Annotated in this window: 23 protein-coding genes; 12 read left to right on the forward strand and 11 right to left on the reverse strand. The window is 36.6% G+C overall.

Annotated elements, in window-relative coordinates; all coding sequences use genetic code 11:
- The first annotated feature begins 61 nt into the window (after nt 1–61).
- The 3 genes from IV494_RS05095 to IV494_RS05105 all read left to right on the forward strand — a co-directional run bounded on the left by IV494_RS05095 (nt 62) and on the right by IV494_RS05105 (nt 2029).
- On the forward strand, nt 62–745 hold the full coding sequence (locus IV494_RS05095) for a DUF4197 family protein (protein WP_196079062.1): 684 nt from the start codon (nt 62–64) through the stop codon (nt 743–745).
- 69 nt (nt 746–814) lie between these two features.
- Nucleotides 815–1123, forward strand: coding sequence for a DUF493 family protein (locus tag IV494_RS05100; protein WP_039354379.1), 309 nt, complete (start codon nt 815–817; stop codon nt 1121–1123).
- A gap of 12 nt (nt 1124–1135) precedes the next feature.
- Entirely contained in the window at nt 1136–2029 is an 894-nt protein-coding gene (locus IV494_RS05105; protein ID WP_196079063.1) for a TIGR01777 family oxidoreductase, read from the forward strand.
- A gap of 18 nt (nt 2030–2047) precedes the next feature.
- On the opposite strand, the gene IV494_RS05110 is transcribed toward IV494_RS05105, so the two are convergent.
- From IV494_RS05110 to IV494_RS05125, 4 genes are all read right to left on the reverse strand, one after another.
- Nucleotides 2048–2395: an ArsC/Spx/MgsR family protein gene (locus IV494_RS05110; protein WP_196079064.1), complete on the reverse strand. Its 348-nt coding sequence runs from the start codon at nt 2393–2395 to the stop codon at nt 2048–2050.
- A gap of 53 nt (nt 2396–2448) precedes the next feature.
- Nucleotides 2449–3063, reverse strand: a complete 615-nt coding sequence (locus IV494_RS05115) for a deoxynucleoside kinase (RefSeq protein ID WP_039354382.1) — start codon at nt 3061–3063, stop codon at nt 2449–2451.
- Nucleotides 3064–3148: 85 nt separating this feature from the next.
- Nucleotides 3149–3907, reverse strand: coding sequence for a hypothetical protein (locus IV494_RS05120; RefSeq protein ID WP_196079065.1), 759 nt, complete (start codon nt 3905–3907; stop codon nt 3149–3151).
- A gap of 21 nt (nt 3908–3928) precedes the next feature.
- Complete coding sequence (locus tag IV494_RS05125) at nt 3929–4951, reverse strand: glutaminyl-peptide cyclotransferase (protein ID WP_196079066.1); 1023 nt, start codon at nt 4949–4951, stop codon at nt 3929–3931.
- A 115-nt stretch (nt 4952–5066) separates the two neighbouring features.
- On the opposite strand from IV494_RS05125, the gene IV494_RS05130 reads away from it, so the two are divergent.
- Nucleotides 5067–6686: a M1 family metallopeptidase gene (locus tag IV494_RS05130; RefSeq protein WP_196079067.1), complete on the forward strand. Its 1620-nt coding sequence runs from the start codon at nt 5067–5069 to the stop codon at nt 6684–6686.
- Nucleotides 6687–6760: 74 nt separating this feature from the next.
- Here IV494_RS05130 and IV494_RS05135 read toward each other — a convergent pair whose 3' ends face one another.
- The 3 genes from IV494_RS05135 to dacB form a co-directional block, all read right to left on the reverse strand.
- Nucleotides 6761–7696, reverse strand: a complete 936-nt coding sequence (locus IV494_RS05135; RefSeq protein WP_196079068.1) for a hypothetical protein — start codon at nt 7694–7696, stop codon at nt 6761–6763.
- Between the two features lie 109 nt (nt 7697–7805).
- Complete coding sequence (locus tag IV494_RS05140) at nt 7806–8972, reverse strand: sensor histidine kinase (RefSeq protein WP_196079069.1); 1167 nt, start codon at nt 8970–8972, stop codon at nt 7806–7808.
- A gap of 17 nt (nt 8973–8989) precedes the next feature.
- Nucleotides 8990–10363: a D-alanyl-D-alanine carboxypeptidase/D-alanyl-D-alanine endopeptidase gene (gene dacB / locus IV494_RS05145; protein ID WP_196079070.1), complete on the reverse strand. Its 1374-nt coding sequence runs from the start codon at nt 10361–10363 to the stop codon at nt 8990–8992.
- Between the two features lie 168 nt (nt 10364–10531).
- Here dacB and IV494_RS05150 point away from each other — a divergent pair, with 168 nt between their 5' ends.
- Nucleotides 10532–10972 carry a hypothetical protein gene (locus IV494_RS05150; protein WP_196079071.1) on the forward strand — a complete coding sequence of 147 codons (441 nt, stop codon included), beginning with the start codon at nt 10532–10534 and terminating at the stop codon, nt 10970–10972.
- A 142-nt stretch (nt 10973–11114) separates the two neighbouring features.
- Here IV494_RS05150 and IV494_RS05155 read toward each other — a convergent pair whose 3' ends face one another.
- On the reverse strand, nt 11115–13619 hold the full coding sequence (locus IV494_RS05155; protein WP_196079072.1) for a T9SS type A sorting domain-containing protein: 2505 nt from the start codon (nt 13617–13619) through the stop codon (nt 11115–11117).
- 374 nt (nt 13620–13993) lie between these two features.
- On the opposite strand from IV494_RS05155, the gene IV494_RS05160 reads away from it, so the two are divergent.
- The gene (locus tag IV494_RS05160) at nt 13994–16198 is read left to right on the forward strand and encodes a RelA/SpoT family protein (RefSeq protein WP_196079073.1); all 2205 of its coding nucleotides are present in this window, start codon (nt 13994–13996) and stop codon (nt 16196–16198) included.
- Between the two features lie 13 nt (nt 16199–16211).
- A complete protein-coding gene (nhaA, locus tag IV494_RS05165) occupies nt 16212–17384 on the forward strand; it encodes a Na+/H+ antiporter NhaA (RefSeq protein WP_196079074.1) in 1173 nt (390 codons plus the stop codon).
- 20 nt (nt 17385–17404) lie between these two features.
- Here the strand turns inward: nhaA and IV494_RS05170 are convergent, their stop codons facing one another.
- Nucleotides 17405–18370 carry a YihY/virulence factor BrkB family protein gene (locus IV494_RS05170; RefSeq protein ID WP_196079075.1) on the reverse strand — a complete coding sequence of 322 codons (966 nt, stop codon included), beginning with the start codon at nt 18368–18370 and terminating at the stop codon, nt 17405–17407.
- A gap of 30 nt (nt 18371–18400) precedes the next feature.
- Here IV494_RS05170 and rlmH point away from each other — a divergent pair, with 30 nt between their 5' ends.
- From rlmH to IV494_RS05185, 3 genes are all read left to right on the forward strand, one after another.
- Nucleotides 18401–18874 (forward strand): 23S rRNA (pseudouridine(1915)-N(3))-methyltransferase RlmH, encoded by a 474-nt coding sequence (gene rlmH / locus IV494_RS05175; RefSeq protein ID WP_196079076.1) that lies wholly within the window; start codon nt 18401–18403, stop codon nt 18872–18874.
- Between the two features lie 220 nt (nt 18875–19094).
- Nucleotides 19095–19877 (forward strand): HipA family kinase, encoded by a 783-nt coding sequence (locus IV494_RS05180; protein WP_196079077.1) that lies wholly within the window; start codon nt 19095–19097, stop codon nt 19875–19877.
- Nucleotides 19864–20247 carry a DUF3037 domain-containing protein gene (locus tag IV494_RS05185; protein WP_196079496.1) on the forward strand — a complete coding sequence of 128 codons (384 nt, stop codon included), beginning with the start codon at nt 19864–19866 and terminating at the stop codon, nt 20245–20247. The genes IV494_RS05180 and IV494_RS05185 overlap by 14 nt, the downstream gene beginning before the upstream one ends.
- Nucleotides 20248–20267: 20 nt before the next feature.
- Here the strand turns inward: IV494_RS05185 and IV494_RS05190 are convergent, their stop codons facing one another.
- Nucleotides 20268–22355, reverse strand: coding sequence for a tetratricopeptide repeat-containing sensor histidine kinase (locus IV494_RS05190; protein ID WP_196079078.1), 2088 nt, complete (start codon nt 22353–22355; stop codon nt 20268–20270).
- Complete coding sequence (locus IV494_RS05195) at nt 22352–23053, reverse strand: LytR/AlgR family response regulator transcription factor (RefSeq protein ID WP_196079079.1); 702 nt, start codon at nt 23051–23053, stop codon at nt 22352–22354. Before IV494_RS05195 ends, IV494_RS05190 begins: the two co-directional genes overlap by 4 nt.
- A gap of 305 nt (nt 23054–23358) precedes the next feature.
- Here IV494_RS05195 and IV494_RS05200 point away from each other — a divergent pair, with 305 nt between their 5' ends.
- On the forward strand, nt 23359–25461 hold the full coding sequence (locus IV494_RS05200) for a beta strand repeat-containing protein (RefSeq protein WP_196079080.1): 2103 nt from the start codon (nt 23359–23361) through the stop codon (nt 25459–25461).
- A 20-nt stretch (nt 25462–25481) separates the two neighbouring features.
- On the forward strand, nt 25482–26810 hold the full coding sequence (locus tag IV494_RS05205; RefSeq protein WP_196079081.1) for a hypothetical protein: 1329 nt from the start codon (nt 25482–25484) through the stop codon (nt 26808–26810).
- Nucleotides 26811–26828 lie beyond the last annotated feature (18 nt).

Genomic DNA, 26828 nt, shown 5'->3' on the forward strand with positions numbered 1-26828 from the left:
CAGTAGGCTAATTGGCTTAATATTTGAGAATAGATCGTTATTAACTTAACAAAAATCTATCATGAGAAGAAATACCTTTCTAATAGCGACAGTAACAGCAGTTACTCTTGCACCGGTCACCCAATCTTGCGTCGCTTTGGCCACATCAAGTGTTGGTTTAGCAGTTTTAAAATCAATATTATTAGGTGGAATTACGAAGGGACTCAATATCTTCAGTAATAAAGACAGTTTTCTGGCGAACCAGTTGATCGATGCTGCAATGCCGCAACAGTTAAAAGACGTAAACAGCACTTTACAAAAACTGGGATTAAGCAATTTAGTTCAAAAAGAAAAAGATTATATCGCACAGGCGGCGCAGTTCACCGTTGATACTTCAAGACCAATCTTAGTGAATGCAGTGAATAATCTTACGACGGAAGATGCAGTGAGAATCGCTCAAGGCGGAACTGGTGTTGCGACGCAGATCCTTAAAGAAAGAACTTCGCAGCAATTGATGGCTGCCATCGCACCAAAGGTTGATGCGAAACTGAACGAATTTGGAATTGTGAAAACTTTGAACGCAGCACTTGGAAGTTCCAACATTTTAGGAAATCTTTTTGGCGGACAGAATTCTACAAGTGCAGTAACTGGGGGAATCAGCAGATTTGCTTCAGAGCAGATGGTGAACGGACTGTTCAGTATCATTCAAAACCATGAGCAACAAAATAAAAGCGCAATTATGAATTCACTGACGGGGATGAAATAATTCGTTTTAATTTAATTATATTTGAATTCCGAGTACTTCGGAATTTTTTCATTGTAAAAACCTACAAAAATGGACAATTTAGAAAGTGAAAAAGGAGGTAAAAACCCCGAGGAATTTTACGCTTCGTTAAAAGAAAAACTGGAAGGAACTCATAATTTCCCGGAGGATTATCTCTATAAATTTATCATTACCAATGAAGAGGCAAAAATCACTGAAATCTACCGTGCTTTCGACGATGTGAAATTCACATTGACAACGCGAGACAGTAAAAACGGCAAGTACACCTCTATCAGTATCAGTGCTTTTGTTTTAGATGCAGATCAGGTCATCAGAATTTATAAAGAAGTTGGTAAAATTCCCGGCGTAATAATGCTTTAGTCAAAAAAATAAATGAATATTTTAATTACCGGCGGAACTGGATTGATCGGAAAACCCTTGGTTGAAAAACTGAGACACAAAGGTCATGAAGTAAGAGTTATAACCCGCAAAAAATCTGATGATCCAAACGAATTTTACTGGAATCTCGAAGACGGGTTCATCAATGAAAATGCTTTCAAAAATTTAGATTCGATCATACATTTGGCGGGTGCAACGATCAGCGAAAGATGGTCAGATGATTATAAGAAAGAACTTTTTACAAGCAGGATCGATACTGCAAATCTTTTAAAAGAATATTGCATCGCAAATAATGTTCATTTAAAATCATTCATTTCAGCGTCGGGGATCAATTATTACGGGACTTTCACTTCTGATCAGATTTTAAACGAAAACTCCGGTATTGTACATCCAGATTTTCTGGCCACGCTTTGCGAAGACTGGGAAAAAGCAGCGTATCATTTTTCAGATATTTCCGATCGGATCGTATGCTTGAGAACATCTGTTGTTCTGGCAAAAGACGGCGGAGCTTTTCCTCTTCTTAAAAAAACAGTGGATCTTAATATCGGCTCAGGAGTTGGAACTGGAAACCAATGGATGAACTGGATCCATATTGACGATCTGGTGGAAATGTATGTATTTGCTTTGGAAAATTCAGAACTAAAAGGAGATTTCAACGCTGTTGCCGATTATTTACCGACGAACAAGATGTTTATGAAAAAGTTAGCAAAGATCTCCGGCAAGTTTTTCCTTCCTATTAATGTTCCTGCTTTTATGTTAAAGCAGATCTTTGGAGAAATGAGTTCTATTATTTTGGAAGGAACGCGTGCTTCAAACGAAAAAATCAAATCGCATGGATTTGATTTTAAATATAGTGAACTTGAAAAAGCCTTTAAAGATTTAGTATAAAGTTTGCGTTCGAGTTTCTTAATTATCAATAAAGTATTTCACATTTTCAATAGGTCTTCCAACCATTGCAACTTCTCCTTTGATTAAAATTGGTCTCTGAATTAAGGATGGATTTTCAACCAAAACATCGATCCATTCATCCTCTGAAAGTGTTTGATTTGCAAATTTCTCCTTAAACAAAGGTTCACTTTTACGGATGAGTTCATCTGCAGACATGTGAAGTTTCTTCAAAACCGTTTTCATTTCTAAAACCGTTAAAGGATGCTCTATAAAATCAATGATCTCAAAAGCAACATTGTTCTCATCTAAATGTTCCAAAATAGCTCTGGACTTGGAGCATGAATTATTGTGAAGTACTTTTATCATGGCATTTAGATTAAAGGTGAATAAATGAAAATGAACAAATAAGAATTGTTCACTTAAAACAATCCATGCAATTCAGTTTCGATCCGTTCCAAAATTAAACCGAAGTCTTCCGGTCTTTCTACAAAATCCAGATCGTCAACCTCGATGATAAGAAGCTTTCCTTCCTTATAAGTAGAGATCCATTTTTCGTATTTCTGATTCAATTTCGAAAGGTACTCGATACTGATCGTCGCTTCATATTCACGACCTCTTTTGTAAATTTTCTTAACCAAATTTGGAACGTCGGATTTTAGATAGATCAGCAAATCCGGTGCCGAAACAAAACTCTTCATTAAATTAAAAACTGAGGAATAATTGTTGAAATCGCGATCCGTCAAAAGATTCATATCATTCAGATTCTCTGCAAAAATGTGTGCATCTTCATAGATGGTTCTGTCTTGAATAATGTTTTTTCCACTGTCGCGAATCTCTTTCACCTGCTGAAAACGGCTTCCCAGGAAGTAAATTTGAAGTGCAAAACTCCATTTACCCATATCGGCATAAAAATCTTCCAGATAGGGATTATGATCTACGTCCTCAAATTGCGCATCCCAACCATAATGTTTTGATAACATGGTAGTTAAAGTAGTTTTTCCGGCGCCAATATTTCCTGTAACAGCAATGTGCATTTCCTAAATTTAATTGATGATTAATGATTAAATATGTCTCGTAATCCCTTTCAATAAATGATTTTCATCAATTATTTCTTCTGAATTAGGGTTTGTAAAGATAAAGTTTGTTGTCTTTGATAACAAAATAAGCTGCAGAGTTTTTATCCACAATCTGCGAATTTTGCGAAGAAAAAATCGTCTTTAGAGTAAGATCCTCAAATTTCTGAACTGAATTTTCGCTCATGATCAAAATATTTTGATTTTCGCGCCGAAGTCTTCTTCCATTTTTAAATGGTAGCTCAATAATTTTTTCAGCTTTAAAATTATAAACGGAAAATTGGTTTCGTCCTAGAAAATAGACCTTACTTTCAAATACCAAGAAGTCAGTCAGATCTTCAAAATTAATATCGAAGGGAAAAGAATTGACGATCTTATTATCCCTAAAATTATACTGAATTAGCCGTTTCATACTTTCATCAAGGAGCCAAAGTTGCTGCAAATCTTCGGCGTAAACCATTCTGATAAATCCGAATTTCTGTCGAAAATTGACGGTCTGAATTTCATTAAGATTCTGGTCAAAGAATTTCAATTCCTGCGCATTCTCAGAGAACGAGGGAATGTTCAACGGATTTTGAACGGACTGAATTTTAAAGGGCAGCGTTAACATTAATTTCCCTTTCTGATTTCCGAGAGAATCGTATTTGGTAAAGCTGAAATCTTTGTTTTTGTAGAGATAAATATTTCCGTAATCATCGGCAAATAAATCCCGAACCTCTTTTAATTTTAAAGAATCGAATGCAAGATTTTTCTGCGCAGAAAGTGAGCAAATTAAAAATAGAAATATGATTTTACAAATTTTCAAATTTCAATTCTTAGCATTCAATTATTTAATCGCAACTTCATAAATTTTAGACCAATTTTTCCCCGTAATCAACATATTTTCTCCTTTAAAAGCGATTCCGTTTAATACATCATCATTTCCTGTGGTATTTTTTTTCGCAATTTCAGAGAAATCAAATTTCCCAACAACTTCCCCGTTCGCGGGATTAATTTTCAAGATAATGGGTTTTTGCCAAACATTTGCATAGATAAATCCATTGTGATATTCCAGCTCATTGAGTTGATCGAAAGCCTCTGTATTTCCCGCAACTGCGATATAACGAACCATTTTGGAGGGATCCGAAGCATCTAGAAAATAAATATTTTTAGTTCCATCAGAAGCGATCAGATTTTTACCGTCATACGTTAAACCCCAACCTTCGCCCATGACATTTGGATAAGGAAATTCGCTCAATAATTTTAAAGAATTTTTATCGTAAACAAAACCTTTCTTATCCAGCCAGGTTAATTGAAAAACTTTATCGCCTACAATGGTACAACCTTCAGAAAATATTTTACCAGGTTGCTTCGTAGATGCGATCGGCGTCGTTGTTCCTAACGTATATTTTAAAATCCTGGAGGAACCTTCCTGTCCATCAGATTCATAGATCGTATTGCCTTCCAGCTGAAAACCCTGAACAAAATTTTTGGGATCGTGTGGATATTCTTTGATGATCTCATAATTCAACGTCGCTTCCGGATTTTTTGCAAAAACATTGATCGTTGCATCCTGATTTAGCGTTTCACCTCCTTTTTTCTTGATGATAAATGTAACCGCATTATCGCCTAATGTGAAAAATTTCGGATCAACAACCAAACTCGATGTTGCTTTATCCCCAAAACTGATGGAAACACTTTCTGCATTACCGGTCACTTCTTTTGGTAAATTGAGCGGGTCACCAAAGTGATAACCTTTAGATTCCATCGAAGTATTGTAATCGTTTAAAGTATTGAGAATTTCATTGTCTTTGTTACATGAAATTAAAAAAGCAAAGGCTAGAATTGGTATGATCGTTCTAAGTTTCATTAAAGTAATTTTGCCAAAAATACTGATTTTTAACGACACCTATAAAGGAAAACCTATGTTTCCAAAATTTAATAATGCAAATAATAATTATCTTTGTTTCTCTTACTTTATTACTATGAAAAAATTCGCACTCTTTCTCATTTTACTTTCCGGTATTTTACCTGCTCAAAATTTTACGAAACAGGATTCTCTAAAAGGTTCAGACACTCAATTCAGAAATTTCTGGGATGTCAAAAAATACGAAATTACGGTTGAACCGAACTTTGAAGAAAAATCGGTTTCAGGCACGAATAAAATTACTTTTGAAATTACGAAAGATGTTACGGATCCTGTTTTTCAGATCGATCTGCAACAACCGATGAACTACAAGATCATCAATTCTGACGAAAAACTATGCACTTCAAAAAGAGATGGCGATTTTATTTTCATTGAAACGAAAAGAAATTACAAGAAGGGCGAAACACATTCTTTCACCATTCAGTTTTTCGGAAATCCGACGATCGCAAAAAATGCTCCGTGGGATGGAGGTTGGGTTTTCACAAAAGATAAAAACAATAATCCCTGGATTTCTGTAGCACAGGAAGGAATAGGTGCGTCGGTGTGGCTTCCTACAAAAGATATCTGGAGCGATGAACCAGACAATGGAATGGTCATGAAAATCATTACGCCAAAAGATCTGGTCGGTGTAGGAAACGGCAGACTGATGTCTCAAACAACAGAAAATAATAAAAACATTTTTACCTGGGAAGTCAAAAACCCGATTAACACCTACTCTATCATTCCTAACGTGGGGAAATATGTGAATTTTAAAGAAACCTACAACGGCGAAAAAGGAAAACTAGATCTGGATTATTGGGTACTTGATTATAATCTGGAGAAAGCAAAAAAGCAATTTGCACAGGTAAAACCTATGATGAAAGCTTTTGAGCATTGGTTTGGACCTTATCCTTTTTACGAAGATTCTTATAAATTGGTAGAAAGTCCTTACTTGGGAATGGAGCACCAAAGTTCTGTCGCGTACGGAAATCATTTTGAAAATGGATATTTAGGACGTGATCTCTCCGGAACTGGCGTTGGTTTAAACTGGGATTTCATTATTATCCACGAAAGCGGCCACGAATGGTTTGCGAATAACATCACGGCAAAAGATCAAGCCGATATGTGGATTCACGAAAGTTTTACGAATTACTCGGAAACCCTCTTTGTTGAAGATTATATGGATAAAAAATCCGCAGAAAAATATGTCATCGGAATCCGAAAAAACATTAGAAATGACGCCCCAATTATCGGAAAATACGGGGTAAGAAATGAGGGAAGCAGCGATATGTACTACAAAGGTGCAAATATGATCCACACGATCCGTCAGGTTATTAATAATGATGAGAAGTTTAGAGAAATTTTGAGAGGTTTAAACAAAGATTTTTATCACCAAACAGTGACTACGAAACAAGTCGAAGATTATATATCTAAAAAATCGGGCATTGATTTTTCTTCCGTTTTTAATCAATATTTAAGAACAACAAAGATTCCCACTTTGGAATATTCGCAAGTGGGAAATATTTTGAAATATCGTTATACTAATATCATTGATAACCTTCGATTACCCATTAGAATTAATGGAACAAAGGTAATTTCACCAACAGAAAACTGGAAAACTGTGAAATTAAGTTCAGCGAAACCAGTTATTTTAGATGAAAATTATTACATCATTTATAAAAATCAAAATTTAAAATAAATTTTCTCTTGAAAGAGAGTTTAAAACAAATGCCGCTTCTTATGGAAACGGCATTTTTTATTATTATGAAAAATTTATTTACAGTTCAGAACATCAGAAACCATTAATCTTTGACTTCCGGTATTTGCAGGAACAGCAACATCATCTGACGGAATAAAAGTAGTATTGGTTATCGTACTTGGAACATAAATTTTTACCGTCATTTCCCGATAACCATGAGGTTGGTAAGAAACATAGTATCCTTTGGGATGAAGTCCCCATGTTCCATAAGAAATTTCAGAAGTTTGGGGATTTACTCCGCCGAGCATTGCCAAACGTTCCAGATCTGCATAATTTGAGGAAGATGAACTAAAGAAATTTCGGATCTTGTTCTCCGCGTCTAAAGCCACTTGAACCGGTTGTGGAAGATTGCTTTTTGCTTTAGACATCAAATTATCAGGCACAAAATCGAGTCCCATTTTCGACAGTTGAAACAATTCACTTTTAGTAAGAAGTGTTGCAGCGGCGAGTTGCAGATCCGGACTCATATTTTTGAAACTGGATTTCGCAATAACTCCCCAAACCAAAGCCTGTACTGTCTGCTGCGGAATTTCCTGATGCAAATACCAGTTTTTTACGAGGGAATTTATAATTTCTTTCTTTGGACCTTTCACGGGAGCATACAAATAGCCGTCACCTTTGCTGGGTGCGTGAGTTCCGGCTTTCAAACAAAAACTCTTTAGATTTAATGTATAATATCCCGGTTTTAAAGCATAACCTGAACTTTGAGAAAATTGAGTACTGCAAAGATTGGTATACTTTTCGTTTTTTCCGAAGTCGGCATTTTTTACGTCTGACTTGTTGCAATCTTTAAAATTAGTGGTGATTGCTTCAGTTGTTAAATTTCCGATGAGCTTCTCTCCTACCACTGATGTGGCTTTTTCTTTAACTTTATCTTTTAAGAAATCGATAATTTGGGCATTCGCTGCAAAAATAAAAAGCAGTGAAAAAGTGACTAGAATTTTTTTCATGATATTGGTTTTATTGAGTGTACTAAATTAAACAATAAATCCTGAAAAAATTTAAAATCGCTACCGTGTTTTCACCCAATTATCTTTGTCTCAATACCTTAACAGCTGCTTAAGAATTTTTCATTATAATTCGAAAGGTGCTTCCTTTTCCAACTTCAGTCTGCGCAATTTTAATATCTCCGTTGTGATATTCTTTGATCACTCTTTTTGCCAAAGACAGTCCTAAACCCCAACCACGTTTTTTTGTAGAATATCCAGGCTTGAAAGCATTTCTGGATTGATAATTGGTCATTCCCGCACCGGAATCTTTAAAATCAATGACCGTATACTTATTTTTTTCGTAAAGTTCAATTTCTAATCTCCCTTCTCCTTTCATAGAATCGACCGCATTTTTTACAATATTTTCCATGACCCAACTGAGGAGAATTCGGTTATGTGGAACCAAAATTTCCTGCTTCGGCAATATCAACCTGAAAATGACTTTTTTTGAAATTCTGGACTTCAAATAATCGTAATTCTGCTGTAAAGTTTCATTGATGTTCAAATCCTTGAGTTCCGGGACAGATCCAATTTTAGAGAATCTTTCAGAAATTGTTTTCAGTCGGTTGATGTCGTTCTCAATTTCTTTTACGCCTTCACTATTCTCATTTTCCATGCGAAGAATTGTGATCCAGCCGATCATGGAAGAAAGCGGTGTTCCGATCTGATGCGCTGTTTCTTTAGCCAAACCTGCCCAAACATAACCTTCGTCGGTTTTTTTAATGGTGCGTAAAAACCAAAAGGAGAAGAAAATATACGCAAGGATCAGTGATCCTAAAATGTAGGGCGAATAGCGTAAATTATTGAGCAGATCAGAGTTGGTGTAAAAAACATACTGATTATTTCCATCGGGCATTTGAAGTTCGATAGGTCGGTAAGAACTTTCCATTTTCCGAAGCAATGCCAACATCTTTTTAGGATCTTGCTGTATTTTTTCCGGAATATTTTTTTGGAAATCAGGACCAATTGGAATTTTATTTTTGTCGGTCACGATCACCGGAATTGTATTATTCGTTTTACTGATCTGCAATAATAAATCAAGTGCAATAGGATCTTCAATGATCTCTTCCTGCTGATATTTGATGGCAGTTGCAAAAAGTTCTATTCTTTTAATTTCCTCTTTCCGTAAATAGTCGATCAGTACAATTGATGCAATTACTACTCCTGCAACCGCCGAAGTCAATAAGATGTAAATGACCCAATTATTTATTTTAGTAAAAAAACTTCTGCGTTTCATTGATTATTTTTCTGGAATTATTTCAAAACATTTAAGACTTTATATAATGCATCACTTACATTGCCACCCTGGTAATTATTAATGATGATCGCAAAAACATATTTTTTCCCGTCGCTCGATGTGTGATAGCCTGCAAAAGATTTGGTATCCTTCATCGTACCGCTTTTCATTTTCATCCCATTTCCCTGCGTTGGAAACCCGTCAAAAAATTCATTGAACCAGGACTGTTTTTTACTCCAGACCAAAGACTGAACCTCGGCTCGCGCAGAAACGTAGTTTTGAGGGGAAAGTCCGCTTCCATCGGCAAAATTGATCATCGCAGGATTAATTCCTCTGCTTTTCCAAAATTCTTTTAAATAAGAAACTCCCGCGTCAAAACTTCCTTCATTTTTCTTTTCTTTTCCTAAAGTTTTAATTAAAGTTTCTCCGTAAAAATTAATACTTTTGCGCATAAACCAAAAGATAATCTTGTCTAAAGTCGGCGATCTATATTCCAGAATAATATTAGTTTTAGGAGCATTTGATATCTTTTCGCCTTTTATTTCCTGCATTGATGTGGAAGTTACATTACCTTTAAAATCAATTCCAGCTTCTTTCAGCCAAGCTTGAATTTCGGTACCAAAAGTAAGCGGCGGATTTGGTGTTGCGCCCGAAACCGTGATGTTTTTTGCAGGCAATGTTCCGTTAATGTAAGCGACATCTGAATAGGGTGCCGTATAAATTAAACTTTCATCAGAACTTCCCCCGTTTTTTAAATTATTGACCCATTTCACATTAGGTAAATCTACATTAAAGGCTTTCATTTCTTTTCCAGTCATGTTGATATCAAACTGATTTTCGCGCCAGTTCACTCCAAAAACTCCCGCTCCGTAATAATTACCCATATCATTCCATGGCCAACCTCCGGGCGTACTTTGAAAGTCAAAATAGGAGTCATCAATTATCAAGTCGCCGGAAATTTTTGAAATATTTTTCTCTTTTAAAGCAGCAATTAATTTTTGCTTAAAATTTTCAGGTTTATAACCTTCGTAGCGCCAACTTCCTAAAGTAGGATCTCCATTGGATTTGATGTAAAGATTACCTGACAAATTTCCACCATTAATGGAGCCGGAATATGAGGAAGTTGTCGTAAACTGATAATTTTTCCCCAAAGTTTCTAAAGCTGCGGCTGCGGTAAAAATCTTCTGCGTCGAAGCCGTTGATAATCCTTGATTTCCCTGATATTCATAAATAAAATTTCCACTTTCATCTGACACATAAATAGACAGGTTCGCGGAAAATGCTGGAGCAGTGTTGAGTAAATTTTTGGTGGCAACATCTAACTTCTGAGCCAAATTTTGCGCAAAAAGAACATTTGCAGAAAGGAAAAGGAGAGCAACTAATTTGTACATCGAACTTTTTGATTTCAAATATAACGAAATAAAATTTTTAATAATGAAAATCTACTGCAACACAATTATATTACCATTGAGAGAAAACTTAAATATGACTCAAAAACTTGTTTATATGACATTATTTTCGTAAACTTTGTAAAGAAACTATAATCAAAAACCGAAATTATGTCTTCAATCATCACAGGCTTATTTCACAGCCAAGACCAGTCTGCAAAAATATCCGCAGATTTAGAGAGTGCAGGTTTCACTGATTCAACTTTCATTATGTACCTGCATGAGAAACCAATTTCCAAGGAAATTAAAACATCGATCTGGCGTTCTTTTTTCCATGACAAGACCCAATTGGAAGACGACAGTTTAGTTGTAAGTGTAAAAGTTAAAATACCGATGGAGGAAGAAAAAGTAACCGAAATTTTTAAGAGTAACGAGGTTCGCCATCAAAATTATTTAGCAAACGTTACAATAAAAGATGCGCAGTCATTGGGATATCTAAAAAAAGTTGCGGCCATTCGTGCCAAAGCTCTGATCTATTCTTCACCTAAAATTAACCATCATGGCAAATTGTTAGGTATGAATTCCGAAGTTTTATTTGGAAAAAACTCATAAATAAAAAATTCAATTTTACTATTGCAGAAAATTTTTGGGATTACTTTTCCCATCATCAATTAAAAATAAAAGAACCCTTCAAAAATTTGAAGGGTTCTTAATTAATGTATTTTTTAGAATACTTTTTAGAAATGATCAATCATTATTGTTTGATCACTTTATTGGTAACCACTTTACCGTTAACAAGTGCTTTTACAAGGTAAACGCCTTTTGCTAAAGATGACATATTGATTTCTGATTTATCAGTTTTTGGTGAAAAACTCATTACTTTTTGTCCAACCAAATTATAAACTTCTACATTTTCTATTTTACCAGAAGCTGTAATATTTAAAATTCCTGTAGTTGGATTCGGGTAATAACTGAATTTACTTCCATTCACATTATCTACTGCTAAACTTGCACAAGTGATCGTTGCAGACCAACCTGCTTTTGGCAAACTTGAATCTGAACGGAATCTCACGGTCAATTGTCCGCTTGGATCAGTTGAAGTGAAAGAATCACCTACCAGCAATGAACTTGCAGGAACAGATGGAGGTCCACTTGTTTCCCCACATTTTACCGCTGCTAAAACAGCAGAGTTGATCGTTGGTCCATTGTAGAATGATAAATAATCCCAACATCCACCAACAGTTCCGGTTCCAGAAGATTTTTCAATTTCCACCTGCGTGAAAGTTATTTTAACACCTTGTCCCGCTGTTGTAGGTGCAAAATGATAAACAATATCTTCATTGTTTGAGTAATTTCCAGCAGCGCCTCCAGAATCAAGGAATGTATCACCACAAGTCAATGGTGGAACAAGAGGAGCATTTGGTATTGTATCTGCAATTGTGAACGTAGTTAATTCATTAGCAGCAGTATCTCCCACTAAAGTTGCAGCACCTGTCGCAGTATTTACGGTATAGAGGTTACTTGTTTGGTCGCTTAAGAAAGCTGCCATGTAAAGAACATTATTGGAAGTATTGAAATCAGCATCCTGAGCGTACTGAATATTTATTCCTAAGTTTCCTACTTCTGTCGCAACAGCAGTTGTTAGATTAAGAGAATACAATTTATCTGTTAAAACATCTGCAATGTAAGCAAGACCTGCGTTATCAATTTCTAACCAGATCGGTGCAAGTGAACCTGCGATTGTTCCGACAACGGTAAGTGTACCAGTTGCTAAATCTACAGTGTAAAGTGTGGCTGCAGTAGCGTTTAGTGAGGTGGCATACATTTTATTGTTTGCACGATTCCATGATAATCCTGTTACGCCGTCACCTGCAACTAAATTTGTAAGTGCTCCAACTGGTTGACTTGTCCCGTCGCTGAAAATTTTAACCAGTTTCAGTCCGCCATAATCTAAACCATAAAGGTTTCCATCGCCTGCCAGATCATCCGCAAATATTTGAGTAGACAGTGGATTGATGGTAGTTAATGTATTCGGCGGAGTTAAAGGCATGGTACCAAAAACTACGGGAACATTTGGATTAGAGTTTTTAGTAAACGCTTTATCCAGAACTGGTTCTGTTGTATTTGCGACACTGAACATCGTATATTCAGCGTTATCAGGAGTTGTATCTCCGACTAAAGTCGCAGCACCCGTTGTCGTATTGATGGTGTAGATTCCACCAACGCCACCACCTGTATAAGAAGCCGCATAAAGAACGTTTGTATCTTTATTAAAATCAGCATCCTGCGCAAATTGCATGTTAACTCCTAAAGCTCCGATTTCAGTCGCAGCTCCATTCGCTAAATTAATAGAATACAGTTTATCACTGGTAATATCTGCGGAGAAAGCATTCCCTGCATTATCGATTTCCAGCCATATCGGTGTCGTCATTCCTGTGATCGCCCCAACTAAAGTTGCAGCTCCTGTGGTCAAATTAATACTGTACAATTCTCCGCCAGTTGCGCCAATTGCAATGGCAAACATTTTACTTTTTGTAGCATCCCAGGATAATCCAGATAAAGTGGAAGCAGCAGGAATAGGATTTACAGCACCAATATCTGTTACTGTACCCATATTATTTACAGTGACTAGATTTCTACTGGCATTATCCAGAGCATACAATTTTCCGTTGCCTGCGATATCATCTGCGTAGATTGCTCTCGGAAGTGGTATTGCTCCTGTAGGAGTTAAGGTATGCGGTGGTACAAGCGGCATCGTACCGAAAGGGCGCGCTGCATTTCTTCCATTTAAAGCGTAGGCTTTATTTAAAAGTTTCTCGCCAGATGCCGGCGAAGATCCCTTAGGAGTTTTTAGATTCTGAAGTTCATAAATTCTCAAAGTTTTTAATTCCTGCTGCGTAAAAAGATGCTCAGGAAAAGCAAGTGGTGAATCGCCCAGATTTTTGATCTTGTTCAAAATGGGTTGCACTTCAGTTTGCGAAACTTTAACTTTTAAATCTTGCTCCGTAATTCCGTAAGGATAAGTTTTAAGATTTTTGTTAGTGGCAGTTTGTTGCGATTTGTATGTTCTGTACAAAGCAAATTCTTCTTTAGATAATTTATCCAGCGGAATCGCCCCAGAAGGATTTTGTTTACCTAATGTTTCCAACTTGTCTAAAACAGGTTGAATTTGATCCGCCGAGATTTTCTGTTGAGAAAATGCCGAATTGGAGAGGAGAACCATCGAAATGATTGCTAAACCCGAGTAAATTTTCTTCATAGTATAATTGTTTGTATTTAGTAAGTCGAAATTAAGAATTTAATTTTCAAAACAGACGGTAAATTATTAAAACTTTAAAAAAGTTTATATTTTAATATTTATTGAATTGTATTTACGCGATAAAATTTCAGTATCAACAAGCTTTCCAGATAAACTTAGCATTATATTCATATCCGTATTTTAGTCAATTATTGCTTTCTATTTCAAAATATGAACTTTTTTTCGAAGATAAAAATAATAAATCGCATCATTTTCCGATTATTGATGTGGTGAAAATCGACATATTCGCACCTTTCATACTCGAAAATATTTTAAATTAATCCGGACAGAATCCCTCAGATTTTCGTATTTTCGTGTCTTAATTGGCATTTTGAATGGTTTACGATTTAGAACAGGAAAACAAAGAAATACTCGCACGTTACAGAGATTTGATCTCAAATACCTATCGCGCTTTAGATGAGGAACAGAACAAACTCATCCGAAAAGCGTTTGATATTGCTTTGGATGCTCACAAAGATCAGCGTAGAAAAACCGGCGAACCTTACATTTATCACCCGATCGAAGTTGCAAAAATTGTTGCCAATGAAGTGGGTTTGGGCGCAACTTCAATTGCCTGTGCTTTGTTACACGATGTCATCGAAGATTCAGATTATACCTACGAAGACATCAACAAAATTTTTGGAAAAAAAATTGCAGATATCGTCAATGGACTCACCAAAATATCGGTGATGAACCATCAGAATATTTCCATTCAATCCGAAAACTACAGAAAACTTTTACTTACCCTATCAGAAGATTTCCGGGTTATCTTGATAAAAATTGCAGACCGGCTTCACAATATGCGAACGCTGGAAAGCATGACGCCGGAAAAGCAGAAAAAAATCGCCTCAGAAACGGTTTATATTTACGCGCCACTTGCGCACCGACTCGGACTCTACAACATCAAATCAGAGCTGGAGGATTTATCTTTAAAATTTAACAGTCCAGAAGTTTATGTTGAAATTTCTGAAAAATTAGAACTCGCAGAAGAAAGCCGCGAAAAATATGTCGAAGAATTTAAAAAAGAAGTATCAGAACAGCTGAACGAGGAAGGTCTGAATTTCACCATCAAAGGCAGAGCAAAAGCCATTTCTTCTATCTATAGAAAAATGCTGAAGCAAAGCGTTACTTTTGATGAAGTTTTCGATAATTACGCGATCCGTATTATTTATAAATCCGACGCAAAGAACGAAAAATTTCTCGCCTGGAAAATTTATTCCATTGTTACAGATCTTTATCACAGCAATCCGCAAAGAATGCGCGACTGGATTTCGCAACCTCGATCTACAGGGTATGAAAGTCTGCATTTAACCGTTCTTGGTCCCGACAAAAAATGGATCGAAGTTCAAATTCGGTCCGATCGAATGGATGATATTGCAGAAAAAGGCGTTGCAGCTCATTTTAAATACAAAGAAGGTTTTCGCCAAAATTCAGACGAGAAAAATTTTGAAACCTGGGTCTCCGAGATCCGCGAGGTTTTAGAAAATCAGCAATCACTTTCCACGACAGAACTTTTAGATAATATAAAACTTAATCTTTATTCCAAAGAAGTTTTTGTTTTCACGCCAAAAGGAGAAATTAAAATTTTACCGATTGGTTCTACGGCACTCGATTTTGCATTTTCGGTACACTCCGATCTGGGAATGAAATGTCTTGGTGCAAAAGTGAACGGAAAGTTGGTCCCGATATCCTATGTTCTGCAAAATGGTGATCAGATCGATATTTTGTCCTCTCAAAACCAAAAACCTAAAGTGGATTGGTTAGATTTTGTGGTAACTTCAAAAGCAAAATCAAAAATCAAAGCAGTTTTAAATTCCGAAAATAATCATTTGGTAGAAGAAGGAAAAGAAATTTTGCAAAGAAAAATGCGCCATGCAAAATTGAATTTTAACGACGAGGAGATCAATAAAATGCAGAAATTTTTTGCGCTGAAAACGTCGCAGGAATTATTTTTAAGCTTTCAAAATGGAAATTTAGACACGGGTGATATTAAAAAATACACGGAAGGGAAAGGAATTTTCGGTAATATTTTAAATCGTTTCAGAAAGTCTCCCAACAAAAACGAACTATTTATAGAAACTCCCGAAACCAATCTCGACATGATCGTTTTTGGAAAAGATGAGCAGAAAATGGATTACTCGTTTGCGAAATGCTGCACCGTAATTCCGGGGGATAAAATTTTCGGGTTTATCACCATTTCAGATGGTATCAAAGTTCATCACGACAGTTGTCCGAATGCGATCAACCTTCGCGCACAATACGATTACAGAGTTTTACCTGCGAAATGGGTGAATGAAGAAAGTTTCAAAAACAGAATAAAATTTGAAATTGAAGGTCTCGACCGAATGGGAATGATCAACGATATTACTGCAGTAATCAGTAACTCGATGATCATGGATATGAAAAGCATGTCGATCGAATCGAATAACGGAATTTTCCTGGGAACCATCACGCTCGAAGTGAAAAACAGAAGTCAGCTGGAAGAAACTTTCAAACAGCTCAAAAATATTAATGGCGTTTCGCGCGTTAAACGTCTTTAAAAAATAATAATTCATGCTCATCACCAAGTATTTTAGAAATTTTCTCCAAAGTTCGCAGTCCTCCGGAATCGTCTTAATGGTTTGTGTAGGATTATCATTAATGATCGCTAATTCCTCGATGGGCGAAGCATTTCAGGAATTACTAAATCAAAAAATTGGAACCGAAATTTTTCATCTTAATTATCCATTAAGCATTTGGATCAATGATGGTTTGATGGCGATTTTCTTTTTACTCGTAGGTTTAGAGATCAAACGGGAAATCATCGAAGGGGAACTTTCTACGGTCAAAAGCGCTTCATTACCGATCGTTGCAGCCGTCGGCGGAATGTTGGTTCCAGCTTTGATTTTTCATCTTTTCAATCAGGGAACAGATTACGCAAAAGGTTGGGCAATTCCCATGGCGACAGATATTGCTTTTTCTTTGGCGATTATTTCAATGTTGGGAAGAAAAGTTCCGCTCTCTTTAAAAATATTTCTAGCGGCGCTCGCAATTGTCGATGATTTGGGAGCAATCTTAGTCATCGCAATATTTTACACCGATCAAATTCACTGGAATTATATTGCATTAAGTGGTTTAATGGTGGCGATTTTAGCCCTCTTAAATTTTCTGAATTTCAAAAAGCATGTTTTCTATTTAATTCCAGGCGTTTTTCTCTGGTATTTTATGCACCATTCCGGGATTCACGCGACAATTGCGGGAGTTTTGCTTGCATTTACAATTCCTACTAATATTTCAACCACTGAAATTTCGCCGCTTGAAAAACTGGAACAAAAACTTCATCTTCCCGTGAATTTTTTAATTATGCCCCTTTTTGCACTCGCAAATACCAATATTAAATTCAAAGATGGAATGGTCGATGGATTATTCAGCAATTTCGGATATGGAATTATCTTAGGATTAATTTTGGGTAAAATAATTGGGATCAATCTATTTTCCTGGATTTTTATTAAATTAAAAATATCAAGTTTACCCGACAAAAGTTCCTGGAGTCAAATGTTGGGAGCCGGACTATTGGCTGGAATTGGCTTTACGATGTCAATATTCATCGCTTTACTTTCCTTTAAAAATCATCCCGAAATTCAGGACGAGGCAAAATTTGCAATTCTTGTCGCTTCCGTTATTGCCGGAATTTCAGGATATTCTTTATTAAAATTTGTTGGAAAGAGAAGATTAAACAGAGAATGATAAACAAGGAATCAATACGATCAATCTAACTCCGGAAAAATTTTAGAATCATATTCCAGATTATTCGATTTCATCTCGTCAGAAATCATTTTTTCCACGCGAACTTTCTTAATTGCGATATTCAATTCATTCCCCAGAAGAATTAAAATAATATTTACATTTACCCAAACCATCACCAAAATAATGGAACCGATGGAACCGTAAAGCACATTATATTTCGCAAAATCTTTAACATAGATCGCAAAAAGGTACGTGAGCAGCATGAATAAAACCGTAGTCAAAATCGCGCCCGGCATCGCCTGTTTGAAGGTCGTGATCTTCAAACAACCCACCCAATAAAATAGGGCAAGCAAAATAAAATAGAAAATTGGGAACGAAATAAATCCAATGATTTTCGCCATATTATCTACAAACCAGGAAATATTGATCTGTGGCGTGAAGAGTTTCAGCACAACTTCACTGTAATAAATTCCCAACAATGAAGCGATTATCAAAAATATAAAGGCGATCGTAATACCAAAAGCCACGAAATATTCTTTTACCACGCCACGCTGTAAATTGGTATTCAGATTAAACCCATTAATCAAGGAATGTGTTCCGTTTACTGCAAAAACCATCGCAAAAATAATGGTCAGATTGCTGATGTTTTTCATATTTGGAATAATAAAATCCTTGATGTAACCTGTTACATCATTTTGAATATGTGATGGAAAAACATTGTGCATCAAAACTTCGAAAATATAAAACTGAAGCTTGTCGTAGTGCGGCAAATAGGGCAAAAGTGAAAGTAAAAAAAGAATAAAAGGAAACAGACTCAAAAAGAAACTCCAGGAAATACTCGCAGCGATCCTGCCGATCTGCATTTTGAAAACACCCTGTCCGTAAATTTCGAACATTTTCCAGAGGGATATCCCTAAAAAAGGAATATGAATATCATTAAGAAATCCATGTATTTTGAGAAGGAATTTAGGAGTTTTCAGACCCATTAATCTATATTTGCAACACAAAGATAACAAATGAGAATCAATTTAGTATGTATTGGTAAAACCGATGATAAGGAAATTCAAAATCTCATTAAATATTACCAAAATCGTCTGCCGAAACACTGGAATTTTGACCTGACAGAAATCGCCGATGTGAAAAATGCAAAGAATCTTTCACCTGAATTATTAAAGAAAGAAGAAGGAAAATTATTTTTAAATCAAAGTGAGAATTCAGATTTCATCGTTCTTCTGGACGAAAAAGGGAAACAGTTTACGAGTCGTGAATTTTCTGCCAAGATCGATCATTGGATGAATTCTTCCGTAAAAAAGGTTTCTTTCTTTATTGGCGGTGCTTATGGTTTTTCAGAGGAAATTTACGACCGCGCCAATGAAAAAATTTCACTTTCCAAAATGACCTTTACGCATCAGATGATCCGTTTATTTTTTGTGGAACAATTGTATCGAGCAGATCAGATCTTGCAGGGAAAACCTTATCATAACGACTGAGAAGAATTTAGGGTTTCGGGTTACGAGGTTCGGAATTGAAGGACTAATTTATAATGATTGGTTAGTTTGCAATTTTATTTGAAGTTTTTCAATACTTGTTTTTTTACCATAAACACTAAAAAAATCTTAAATCGAATCCTGAAACTTGAATCTCGCATCTCGCATCTCAAACCACGAAACTCGAAACTCGAAACCCGCCACTTTTTTGTATTTTTGCGACATGAGAAACGATTTATCTTTGCGAACAGTTACGGTGATGCGTTACATTTTGCCTTTGCGAGAAGGCGGTTCTCTTCCTGCGCTTGCCGAAGCTGATGACGATTTTAAATATGTTTTGAAATTTCGCGGCGCCGGACATGGCGTGAAAATGCTGATCTCGGAATTGTTGGGTGGAATGATCGCCCTGAAATTAGGACTTCAAATTCCGGAACTCGTTTTCGCTAATCTGGATGTAGATTTTGGAAGAATGGAAGCCGACGAAGAAATTCAGGACTTGCTGAAATTTTCCGAAGGTTTGAATTTGGGTTTGCATTTCCTTTCCGGTGCGATCGCTTACGATTCTTCCATTAAAGTTGATCCGCTTTTGGCTTCAAAAATTGTTTGGCTGGATGCTTTTACGACGAATATCGACCGGACTTTCAAGAATACGAACCTTTTGATGTGGCACAAAGAATTGTGGATCATCGATAACGGCGCTTCTTTTTATTTTCACCATTCCTGGCAAAATTTTGATGCCGCTGCAAAAACTCCTTTTAAATATGTAAAAGATCATGTTTTGCTTTCACAAGCCAGCGAACTCACTCAAGCAGATCAATTTGCAAAAGAACATTTAAACGACGAATTTTTCCGCAGTTTAGTGAATCTCATTCCTATAGATTGGTTGCAGTGGAATGATGCCGATGAAAATCCGGATGAAATTAGAGAAATATATTTTCAGTTCTTGAAAACACGATTAGCGAATTCAGAAATCTTTTTAAATGAAGCCCAAAATGCAAGAGGATAAATTATACGAATACGCTGTAATACGCTTGGTTCCAAAGGTGGAGAGAGAAGAATTTTTCAACATCGGTCTTGTTATGTTCTCGAAAAAGGAAAAATATATACGAATCGAATTCAGTATTTGTCCGAAAAAATTTGAACTCATGCACAGCAAAATGGATTTCGAAGACATTCAGCAAAATCTGGAAAGTTTTGAAAAAGTTGCCAACGGTTCAAAAGATGGCGGCGAAATTGCAAAACTTGATATTCCGGAGAGATTTCGATGGTTGACTGCAGTTAGAAGTTCAGTCGTGCAAACTTCTCGACCACATCCGGGAAAAACGAAAGATCTGGATTTGACTTTTGAAAGGTTATTTGAAGAATTGGTAAAGTAAAAAATAGTATTCCTATGAAATCATTTCGACTTCGGGATTTTCAGTATTATTTTCGTTCCAACATTGTCTACAGAATCTACAGAAATCTCCGCATCAATGGCTTTTGACAGATCACGGATCAAATGCATTCCTAGACCGCTCTTAATTCCAATGGAAACATTCTCATCAAATAAAGCACGAAATTTTTCCGGCATCGCTCCTTTTCCGTTGTCTGTAATCAGTAATTCCACAAAAGTTTCATGGTCAATCGCTTTCCATAAAATCGTGGGATTTTCTACTTTTTCTAAAATTTTGATGGCGTTGTTCGTTAAATTCCGAGTGATGGTCTTTAAATATTCTTTGTCGGTAAAAACAGAAAGTTCTTCCGGAACTTCAAACGAAATCTTTACCCGATCTTCCCAGGAAAAATTCTCTTTGATATCCTGAAAAATGGTTTCAACAGAAACTTGATTTTTCTCGGGTTGAAAATGATCCATTTGCCCTTTGCTCCATAAAAGAAGATCTTCCATTTGAACCAAAAGATTTTCGGCGGCTTTGAAAGATTGATTTTGCAAACGTTCTTTCGTTACTTCATCCAAAATTTCAGGCGACTCTTTTTGTAAATGTAAAAAATGAATGAGTCCAACAACCGGACTTCTCAGATCGTGATTTAAGATCCCAAAAAATTGCATTTTAGTTTTATTGGCTTTCTCCAGTTCTAAATTTAATCTGGATAATTTCCCGTTGATCTTCTTTCGATTTTGACTTTGATAGTAAAGCAAGCCTCCAATAATGGCGATCAGAAACAAGCCTGAAATAAGATAAATACGCTGTCTTTTCGCATTGGCAATATTTCGCTCATGTTCAACATTCAAAGCTGATAATGTTTTAATTTCTTTCTGTTTATTTTTATTCTGAAAGGTTGCTTCTGCATTGGCTAAACTTTGTTTTCCGGATTCTAAAAAGAGAGAATCGCTGGTTCGGGAGTAGATTTCATGATATTGATACGCTTTTTCCCATTGCTGAAGTGCGGCATAACTTTCAGAAATTTTCTTGTTGATCTCGATGAAAAAACGTTTGTCATAAATATAGGCGTATTTTAAAGCGAGAGTCAATTGATCGATGGCTTCCTTGTATTTTTTTTCGGCAAATAAAACTTTTCCCTTTACGACATTTGCTTCCATCAAAATTTCCTCATCTTGGGATTTTTTCCCAAAGAAAAGGGCTTTATCAGCGAAATCATCTGCTAATTCCAGTCTATTTTTCTGCAGGTAAAATTCGGCCATATTTCTATTTCCGTAGCTTACATTTAAATCCAGAACCGAATTACCATCAGCTAATTCGTATAATTTTTTATAATATTTTTGCGCAGATCTTAAATCATCAAGATGCGTGAAAGCTTCGATGTACGAATTGTATAAAAAAGCAAATCCATCATCTCTTTTTAAATAAGGTTCCGCATATTTACAGTATTCGACAGCTTTTTCATACTGTTTCATATCATTGTAGGCATCGGAGATCTGCAGATAAGAAACGCCAATATTATTGATTTTGAGCTCATCCTTATCTTTTTCTGCCATCAACAAATTAATGGCTTTCAGTTTATACGTAATGAAATTTTCAAATTCGGACCTGTCTAAATAGTATTCGCCTAAACTTCCCAGTAAGGTTGCTTTCGAATTAATATCCTTAATTGTATCAACAACTTTTTTGATATGTTCGATAAGTTGTTTGCCTTTTTCATGCTCCTTGATGGAATAATACATGTAATTCAACCTCATCAGATCGGAAGTCTCTAATCTGAAATTTTTATTTTTCTGTGCCAGTTGCAGCGATTTTTCGTAACAATCCGTGGCTTTTTGATATTGATTTTGGGTGTATTCGTAGCCATACCCTTTGTAAAAATAAAATGAACCCAAAAAATTTTCATTGTTTTTAGCCATTTTGATTCCTTCATCTGCAACAGCGATGAGTTGGGAATAATTTTCATTTTCACTGATGGATTTGCAGTAATTTTCCCAGACGGTCAATTTTTGGTGAAGTGTTTTGTACTCTTTTAAATTTGGTTTTTGCTGCGAATTCACGAAAACGCTTACCATTAAACCAAAAAAAAGAAGTAAAGATCTCATACCAGAAGATTCAGATTGTCTTTGAAACTCCTGCCAATAGGAATGATTGCCTGATTATGTAAAATGAGATCGTGGGTATTTATTTGTTGAACAAACTGTTTCTGTACGGCAAAACTTCGGTGAACTCTAATGAAAGACTGAAAATGGATTTCTTTTAAAATATTGCCGATGCTCGCTAAAACACAATGCCTTTTTTGAGAGGTGATCACGAGTGAATAATCTTTTAAAGCCTCGATATAAAGGATATCATGGAGTTTAACTTTGGTTTGTTCATGCCCTTCTTTTATATAAATAACGTCACCACCAATGCTTGATTCAAAAAGATCTGCTTTCTGACGTATTTCCATAAATTCTACGACCCTTTTAATGGCACTTTCGAATCGGATGGGATTGATGGGTTTTACAATAAAATCTAAGGTGTCGAGCTCAAAACTTTCTACCGCAAATTCCGGATGCGAGGTAATAAAGATGCACACCGGAATATCCTGAGCTCTTTTTCTTAGTTCAACCCCTGACAAACCCGGTAGATCAATGTCTAAAAACAGAACATCAATTTTATTTTCATTGATAAACACCAAGGCTTCTTCAGCACATGAAAAGATGCCGATAATATTTAAAACAGGGTATTTTTTCGCGTAACAAAGAAGAGTGAGCCGGTCAATTTCGTTGTCATCGACAATGATAGAATTGAATTTCAAGGTTTTAGGTTTTAGTTTAATTCAAATTTACAAAAAACTATGATATATAACGCTTATCTATTTAAAATGTCGTTCGTCGATTTGGTATTGTTGATTTGGGCAAAATATTCAACTTTTACAGTATCAAAATTATTACTTAGAAACCTCAACAATGATGACAAAATTTTATTAACCCTTCAAAATTGTTGTGATATGAGGATGTCCGGAATTTAAGAATCAAAAGAACCAATCTAATACCGGGAAATAAACCATCTCAATTAATGGAAAAAACGTAAAAACCTTGAAAATAATTAAAAAAAATAACCATGAAAAAATCATTACAAATTTTCGCCTTGCTTTTCTGCATCATTATTTCTGCACAAGCACCGGAAAAATTTTCTTATCAGGCAGTAATCAGAAATGCTTCAAATTCAGTAATTACAAACGCTGCAATTGGAGTAAAAATCAGCATTTTAAAAACCACAAATTCCGGAACTGTGGTTTATTCGGAATCACAAACAGCTAATACGAACTCTAACGGATTAATTTCATTGCAAATCGGTAATGGTACCATTATCAGTGGTTCTATCGCAGCAATCGACTGGTCAACAGATTCATATTTTATAAAAACAGAGGTAGATCCATCTGGTGGAAGCAGTTATACAGTCGTCGGTACCACTCAGCTTTTGAGTGTTCCATACGCCCTATTTGCAAAAACCTCAGGCAATGGCTCCACCTTTACGTTACCCTATGCGGGAACGTCGGCTACAAGTAACGTTACCCCATTTAAAATAACAAATTCTGGAAGTTCACAAAACAGTGCGGGTATTTTTGAAAATACAAATGCCGCAAATGGAGAAGCAGCAATTTTGGGAATTAATAACTCCACAGGTGTTTTTGGCGCCGGAGTTGAGGGACGTGCACAATCAAACAGCAACGCAAATACTTCTTCGGGAGTTAGAGGATATCTCTTGGGCACAGGAACAGCAGGAGCAGGCGTTTTAGGAAACGCGCAAAATGCGGATGGAGTTTACGGTTCAACTACTAATGGTACAGGAGTTCGTGGATCTGCAAACGGGACCGGTACAGGTGGTGTTTTTAACTCTGGAGCTGCAGGTCATTCTTTGATCACTAATGGTCCAATACAATTAACAAGCATCAGTGAAGGTTCGGGAAAAGTACTAACCAGTGATGCTTCTGGAAATGCTAGCTGGCAAGCAATGGCAACAGGAATTTCACCATGGGCCACGACGGGAACAGATATTTCTAACACCAACACTGGAAATGTGGGTATCGGTACAAGCACTCCGGGAACCAAGCTTACCGTTAAATATAACGGACAAGGATTTTCACAGGAATCAGTCACTGGAAGTGTAGAAGCCGGTTTTTATGTAGATGATAATTCTGCCTACGTGCAAACTCATACCAATACCGATTTGAGTTTTACTACCAATAACGGACTCTCCCAGATGACTTTACAAAAAGGAACAGGAAATGTGGGTATCGGAGTTACAAACCCTGCCGAAAAATTGGAAGTTGGTGGAAAAACAAAAACGACAAATTTGCAGGTAACCAATGGTGCAGCTGCCAGTAAAGTGCTTACTTCCGACGCTGCCGGTAACGCTACTTGGCAGGCTCCAACGGGAGGAATTACGTTACCCTATGCAGCGACAAATTCATCGGCTGGAACTTCTTTTGGAATCACCAATGACAACGGCGGTAATGCTGTTACCGGTTATTCACCTGGAGGCATTGGACTCAATGGACTTACAAGTGGTGGTAAAGGAGTATTTGGCAGCGGAAATACAGGAACAGGTGTTGAAGGATCTTCAGTTTCAGGAACCGCTGGTTATTTCAGCAGTGCTTCCGGATTGGCATTAAAAACAGGAACGGGAGGAACAGAGATCAACGGAAATCTGAAAATTGCAAGTGGTACTCCGGGCGCCGGAAAAGTACTTACCTCTGACGCAACCGGGAACGCCACCTGGAGCAATGCACCTATCGGCTTCACGGTAAGAAAAACCGCAGCGCAATCTATTCCAATCAATGTTGCAACTAAGATTATTTTTGGCAACGACGGTACACAACAGGGTAATTCTTACTCTTTTCCCAACTCAAATTTTACTGTTTCCACAGCAGGATATTATAAGATCGATGCAACACTGGATATGCAAAACGACCCGTCGTATGCCCCAAGTAGTGGAGATGTTTCTATTGTAATTACCGTAAATGGAATAGGCACTTATACCAGTAGATATGCTCGCGGCACCACCACCCTCGGTGATCATGCTATCTCTGCCTTGATCAATTTACAAAGTGGAGACATTGTAGATATTAGGGTATTAAACCTCAGCAGTAGTCCTCTCCTTGTTTATTCCTGGGCTAATTCTCCTTCGTATTCCTATTTCTCGGCTTACAAAGCATTTTAAAAAATTAAAATATAATCACAATGAAAAAATTACTATCAATTACAGCAATCATATTCGGGGTAATGCTCACGTTTGCACAGGCACCGGAAAAATTTTCTTATCAGGCAATCATTAGAAACGCCTCAAATGCTTTAGTTACAAATGCCAATGTGGGCATGAAGATCAGCATTTTAAAAACATCTGCAGCTGGAACCGTTGTTTATTCCGAATCACAAACAGCGATGACAAACCTCAACGGTTTGGTTTCCATACAAATTGGAGCTGGAACTCCAATAACAGGAACAATTGCCGGAATTAACTGGGGCTCAGATTCCTATTACATCAAAACAGAAACTGATCCTGCAGGTGGAACAAATTACACCATCGCCGGAACTACGCAATTATTGAGCGTTCCTTATGCTTTATACTCGAAAAATTCTGGAAGTGGATCTGGATTGACTCTTCCTTATGCTGGAACTTCTGCAGTGGATAATATTAATCAGTTTAAAATTACAAATACGAGTGCTTCTCTATATTCTGCAGGTGTCTTTGAAAATACTAATTTGGCAAATTTCTCAGGTGCAGTAGTTGGCAATAATCTATCTACAGGAGGATTTGGAACTGGAGTAGTAGGTACCGCAAACTCTAATTCGACTAGTAATTTATCAGCCGGAGTAACAGGATATCTTCTAGGAACTGGAACTACCGGTGCCGGATTTTATGGTTACGCTGAGAATGGATATGGGATTTATAGCGCTACCACAAATGGTAAAGGTGTACTGGGATTTTCAGATGGAACCGGAACAGCTGGTTACTTTCAATCTGGTGCTACAGGATACGCCTTTAGAACATTCGGAGCCTTAAAACTAACTAATATTGGAGAGGGTGCTGGAAAAGTTTTAACTAGCGATGCTGCCGGAAATGCAACCTGGCAAAATGGAACTCCTAAAGTTCATTTTAGTTCAACCGGGGGAAGTACACAAGCAACACCAAATGGTATCTTGACCGTTATCAACTCCTGGACAGGTCTGGATGAGAGCGGTGGTGCAAATTATAATGCCGCAACCGGAGAATATACCATTCCTGTTACAGGTTACTATGCAGTAAAAGCACAGATGAGCTTTGTTAGCTCAAACACATTAGCAGGACCACAAGCCGCTGTTAGAATACAGGTAGATGCATCTACTGTAAAAACAGCTTATAGCAATAATTCTATTGTGGGGGAATTTTACAGCGATGCCTCGGTTAATATAGAAAAAACTTTTACTGCGGGACAAAAAGTACGAATCTCAGAACAACAATTTGGCTCCGCAACTAATGCTTTATATGGACCTTCTACTAGTTTCAGTATTCATCTTATTCATCAATAATAAATTTAAAATAAAGAC

It is taken from the genome of Kaistella gelatinilytica (genome assembly GCF_015679325.1).
Classification (GTDB): Bacteria; Bacteroidota; Bacteroidia; order Flavobacteriales; family Weeksellaceae; genus Kaistella; species Kaistella gelatinilytica.

Coding starts and splice junctions, on each gene's coding strand:
- IV494_RS05095 (WP_196079062.1), top strand. CDS start 62: ATGAGAAGAAATACCTTTCTAATAGCGACAGTAACAGCAGTTACTCTT.
- IV494_RS05100 (WP_039354379.1), top strand. CDS start 815: ATGGACAATTTAGAAAGTGAAAAAGGAGGTAAAAACCCCGAGGAATTT.
- IV494_RS05105 (WP_196079063.1), top strand. CDS start 1,136: ATGAATATTTTAATTACCGGCGGAACTGGATTGATCGGAAAACCCTTG.
- IV494_RS05110 (WP_196079064.1), bottom strand. CDS start 2,395: ATGATAAAAGTACTTCACAATAATTCATGCTCCAAGTCCAGAGCTATT.
- IV494_RS05115 (WP_039354382.1), bottom strand. CDS start 3,063: ATGCACATTGCTGTTACAGGAAATATTGGCGCCGGAAAAACTACTTTA.
- IV494_RS05125 (WP_196079066.1), bottom strand. CDS start 4,951: ATGAAACTTAGAACGATCATACCAATTCTAGCCTTTGCTTTTTTAATT.
- IV494_RS05130 (WP_196079067.1), top strand. CDS start 5,067: ATGAAAAAATTCGCACTCTTTCTCATTTTACTTTCCGGTATTTTACCT.
- IV494_RS05135 (WP_196079068.1), bottom strand. CDS start 7,696: ATGAAAAAAATTCTAGTCACTTTTTCACTGCTTTTTATTTTTGCAGCG.
- IV494_RS05140 (WP_196079069.1), bottom strand. CDS start 8,972: ATGAAACGCAGAAGTTTTTTTACTAAAATAAATAATTGGGTCATTTAC.
- dacB (WP_196079070.1), bottom strand. CDS start 10,363: ATGTACAAATTAGTTGCTCTCCTTTTCCTTTCTGCAAATGTTCTTTTT.
- IV494_RS05150 (WP_196079071.1), top strand. CDS start 10,532: ATGTCTTCAATCATCACAGGCTTATTTCACAGCCAAGACCAGTCTGCA.
- IV494_RS05155 (WP_196079072.1), bottom strand. CDS start 13,619: ATGAAGAAAATTTACTCGGGTTTAGCAATCATTTCGATGGTTCTCCTC.
- IV494_RS05160 (WP_196079073.1), top strand. CDS start 13,994: ATGGTTTACGATTTAGAACAGGAAAACAAAGAAATACTCGCACGTTAC.
- nhaA (WP_196079074.1), top strand. CDS start 16,212: ATGCTCATCACCAAGTATTTTAGAAATTTTCTCCAAAGTTCGCAGTCC.
- IV494_RS05170 (WP_196079075.1), bottom strand. CDS start 18,370: ATGGGTCTGAAAACTCCTAAATTCCTTCTCAAAATACATGGATTTCTT.
- rlmH (WP_196079076.1), top strand. CDS start 18,401: ATGAGAATCAATTTAGTATGTATTGGTAAAACCGATGATAAGGAAATT.
- IV494_RS05180 (WP_196079077.1), top strand. CDS start 19,095: ATGAGAAACGATTTATCTTTGCGAACAGTTACGGTGATGCGTTACATT.
- IV494_RS05185 (WP_196079496.1), top strand. CDS start 19,864: ATGCAAGAGGATAAATTATACGAATACGCTGTAATACGCTTGGTTCCA.
- IV494_RS05190 (WP_196079078.1), bottom strand. CDS start 22,355: ATGAGATCTTTACTTCTTTTTTTTGGTTTAATGGTAAGCGTTTTCGTG.
- IV494_RS05200 (WP_196079080.1), top strand. CDS start 23,359: ATGAAAAAATCATTACAAATTTTCGCCTTGCTTTTCTGCATCATTATT.
- IV494_RS05205 (WP_196079081.1), top strand. CDS start 25,482: ATGAAAAAATTACTATCAATTACAGCAATCATATTCGGGGTAATGCTC.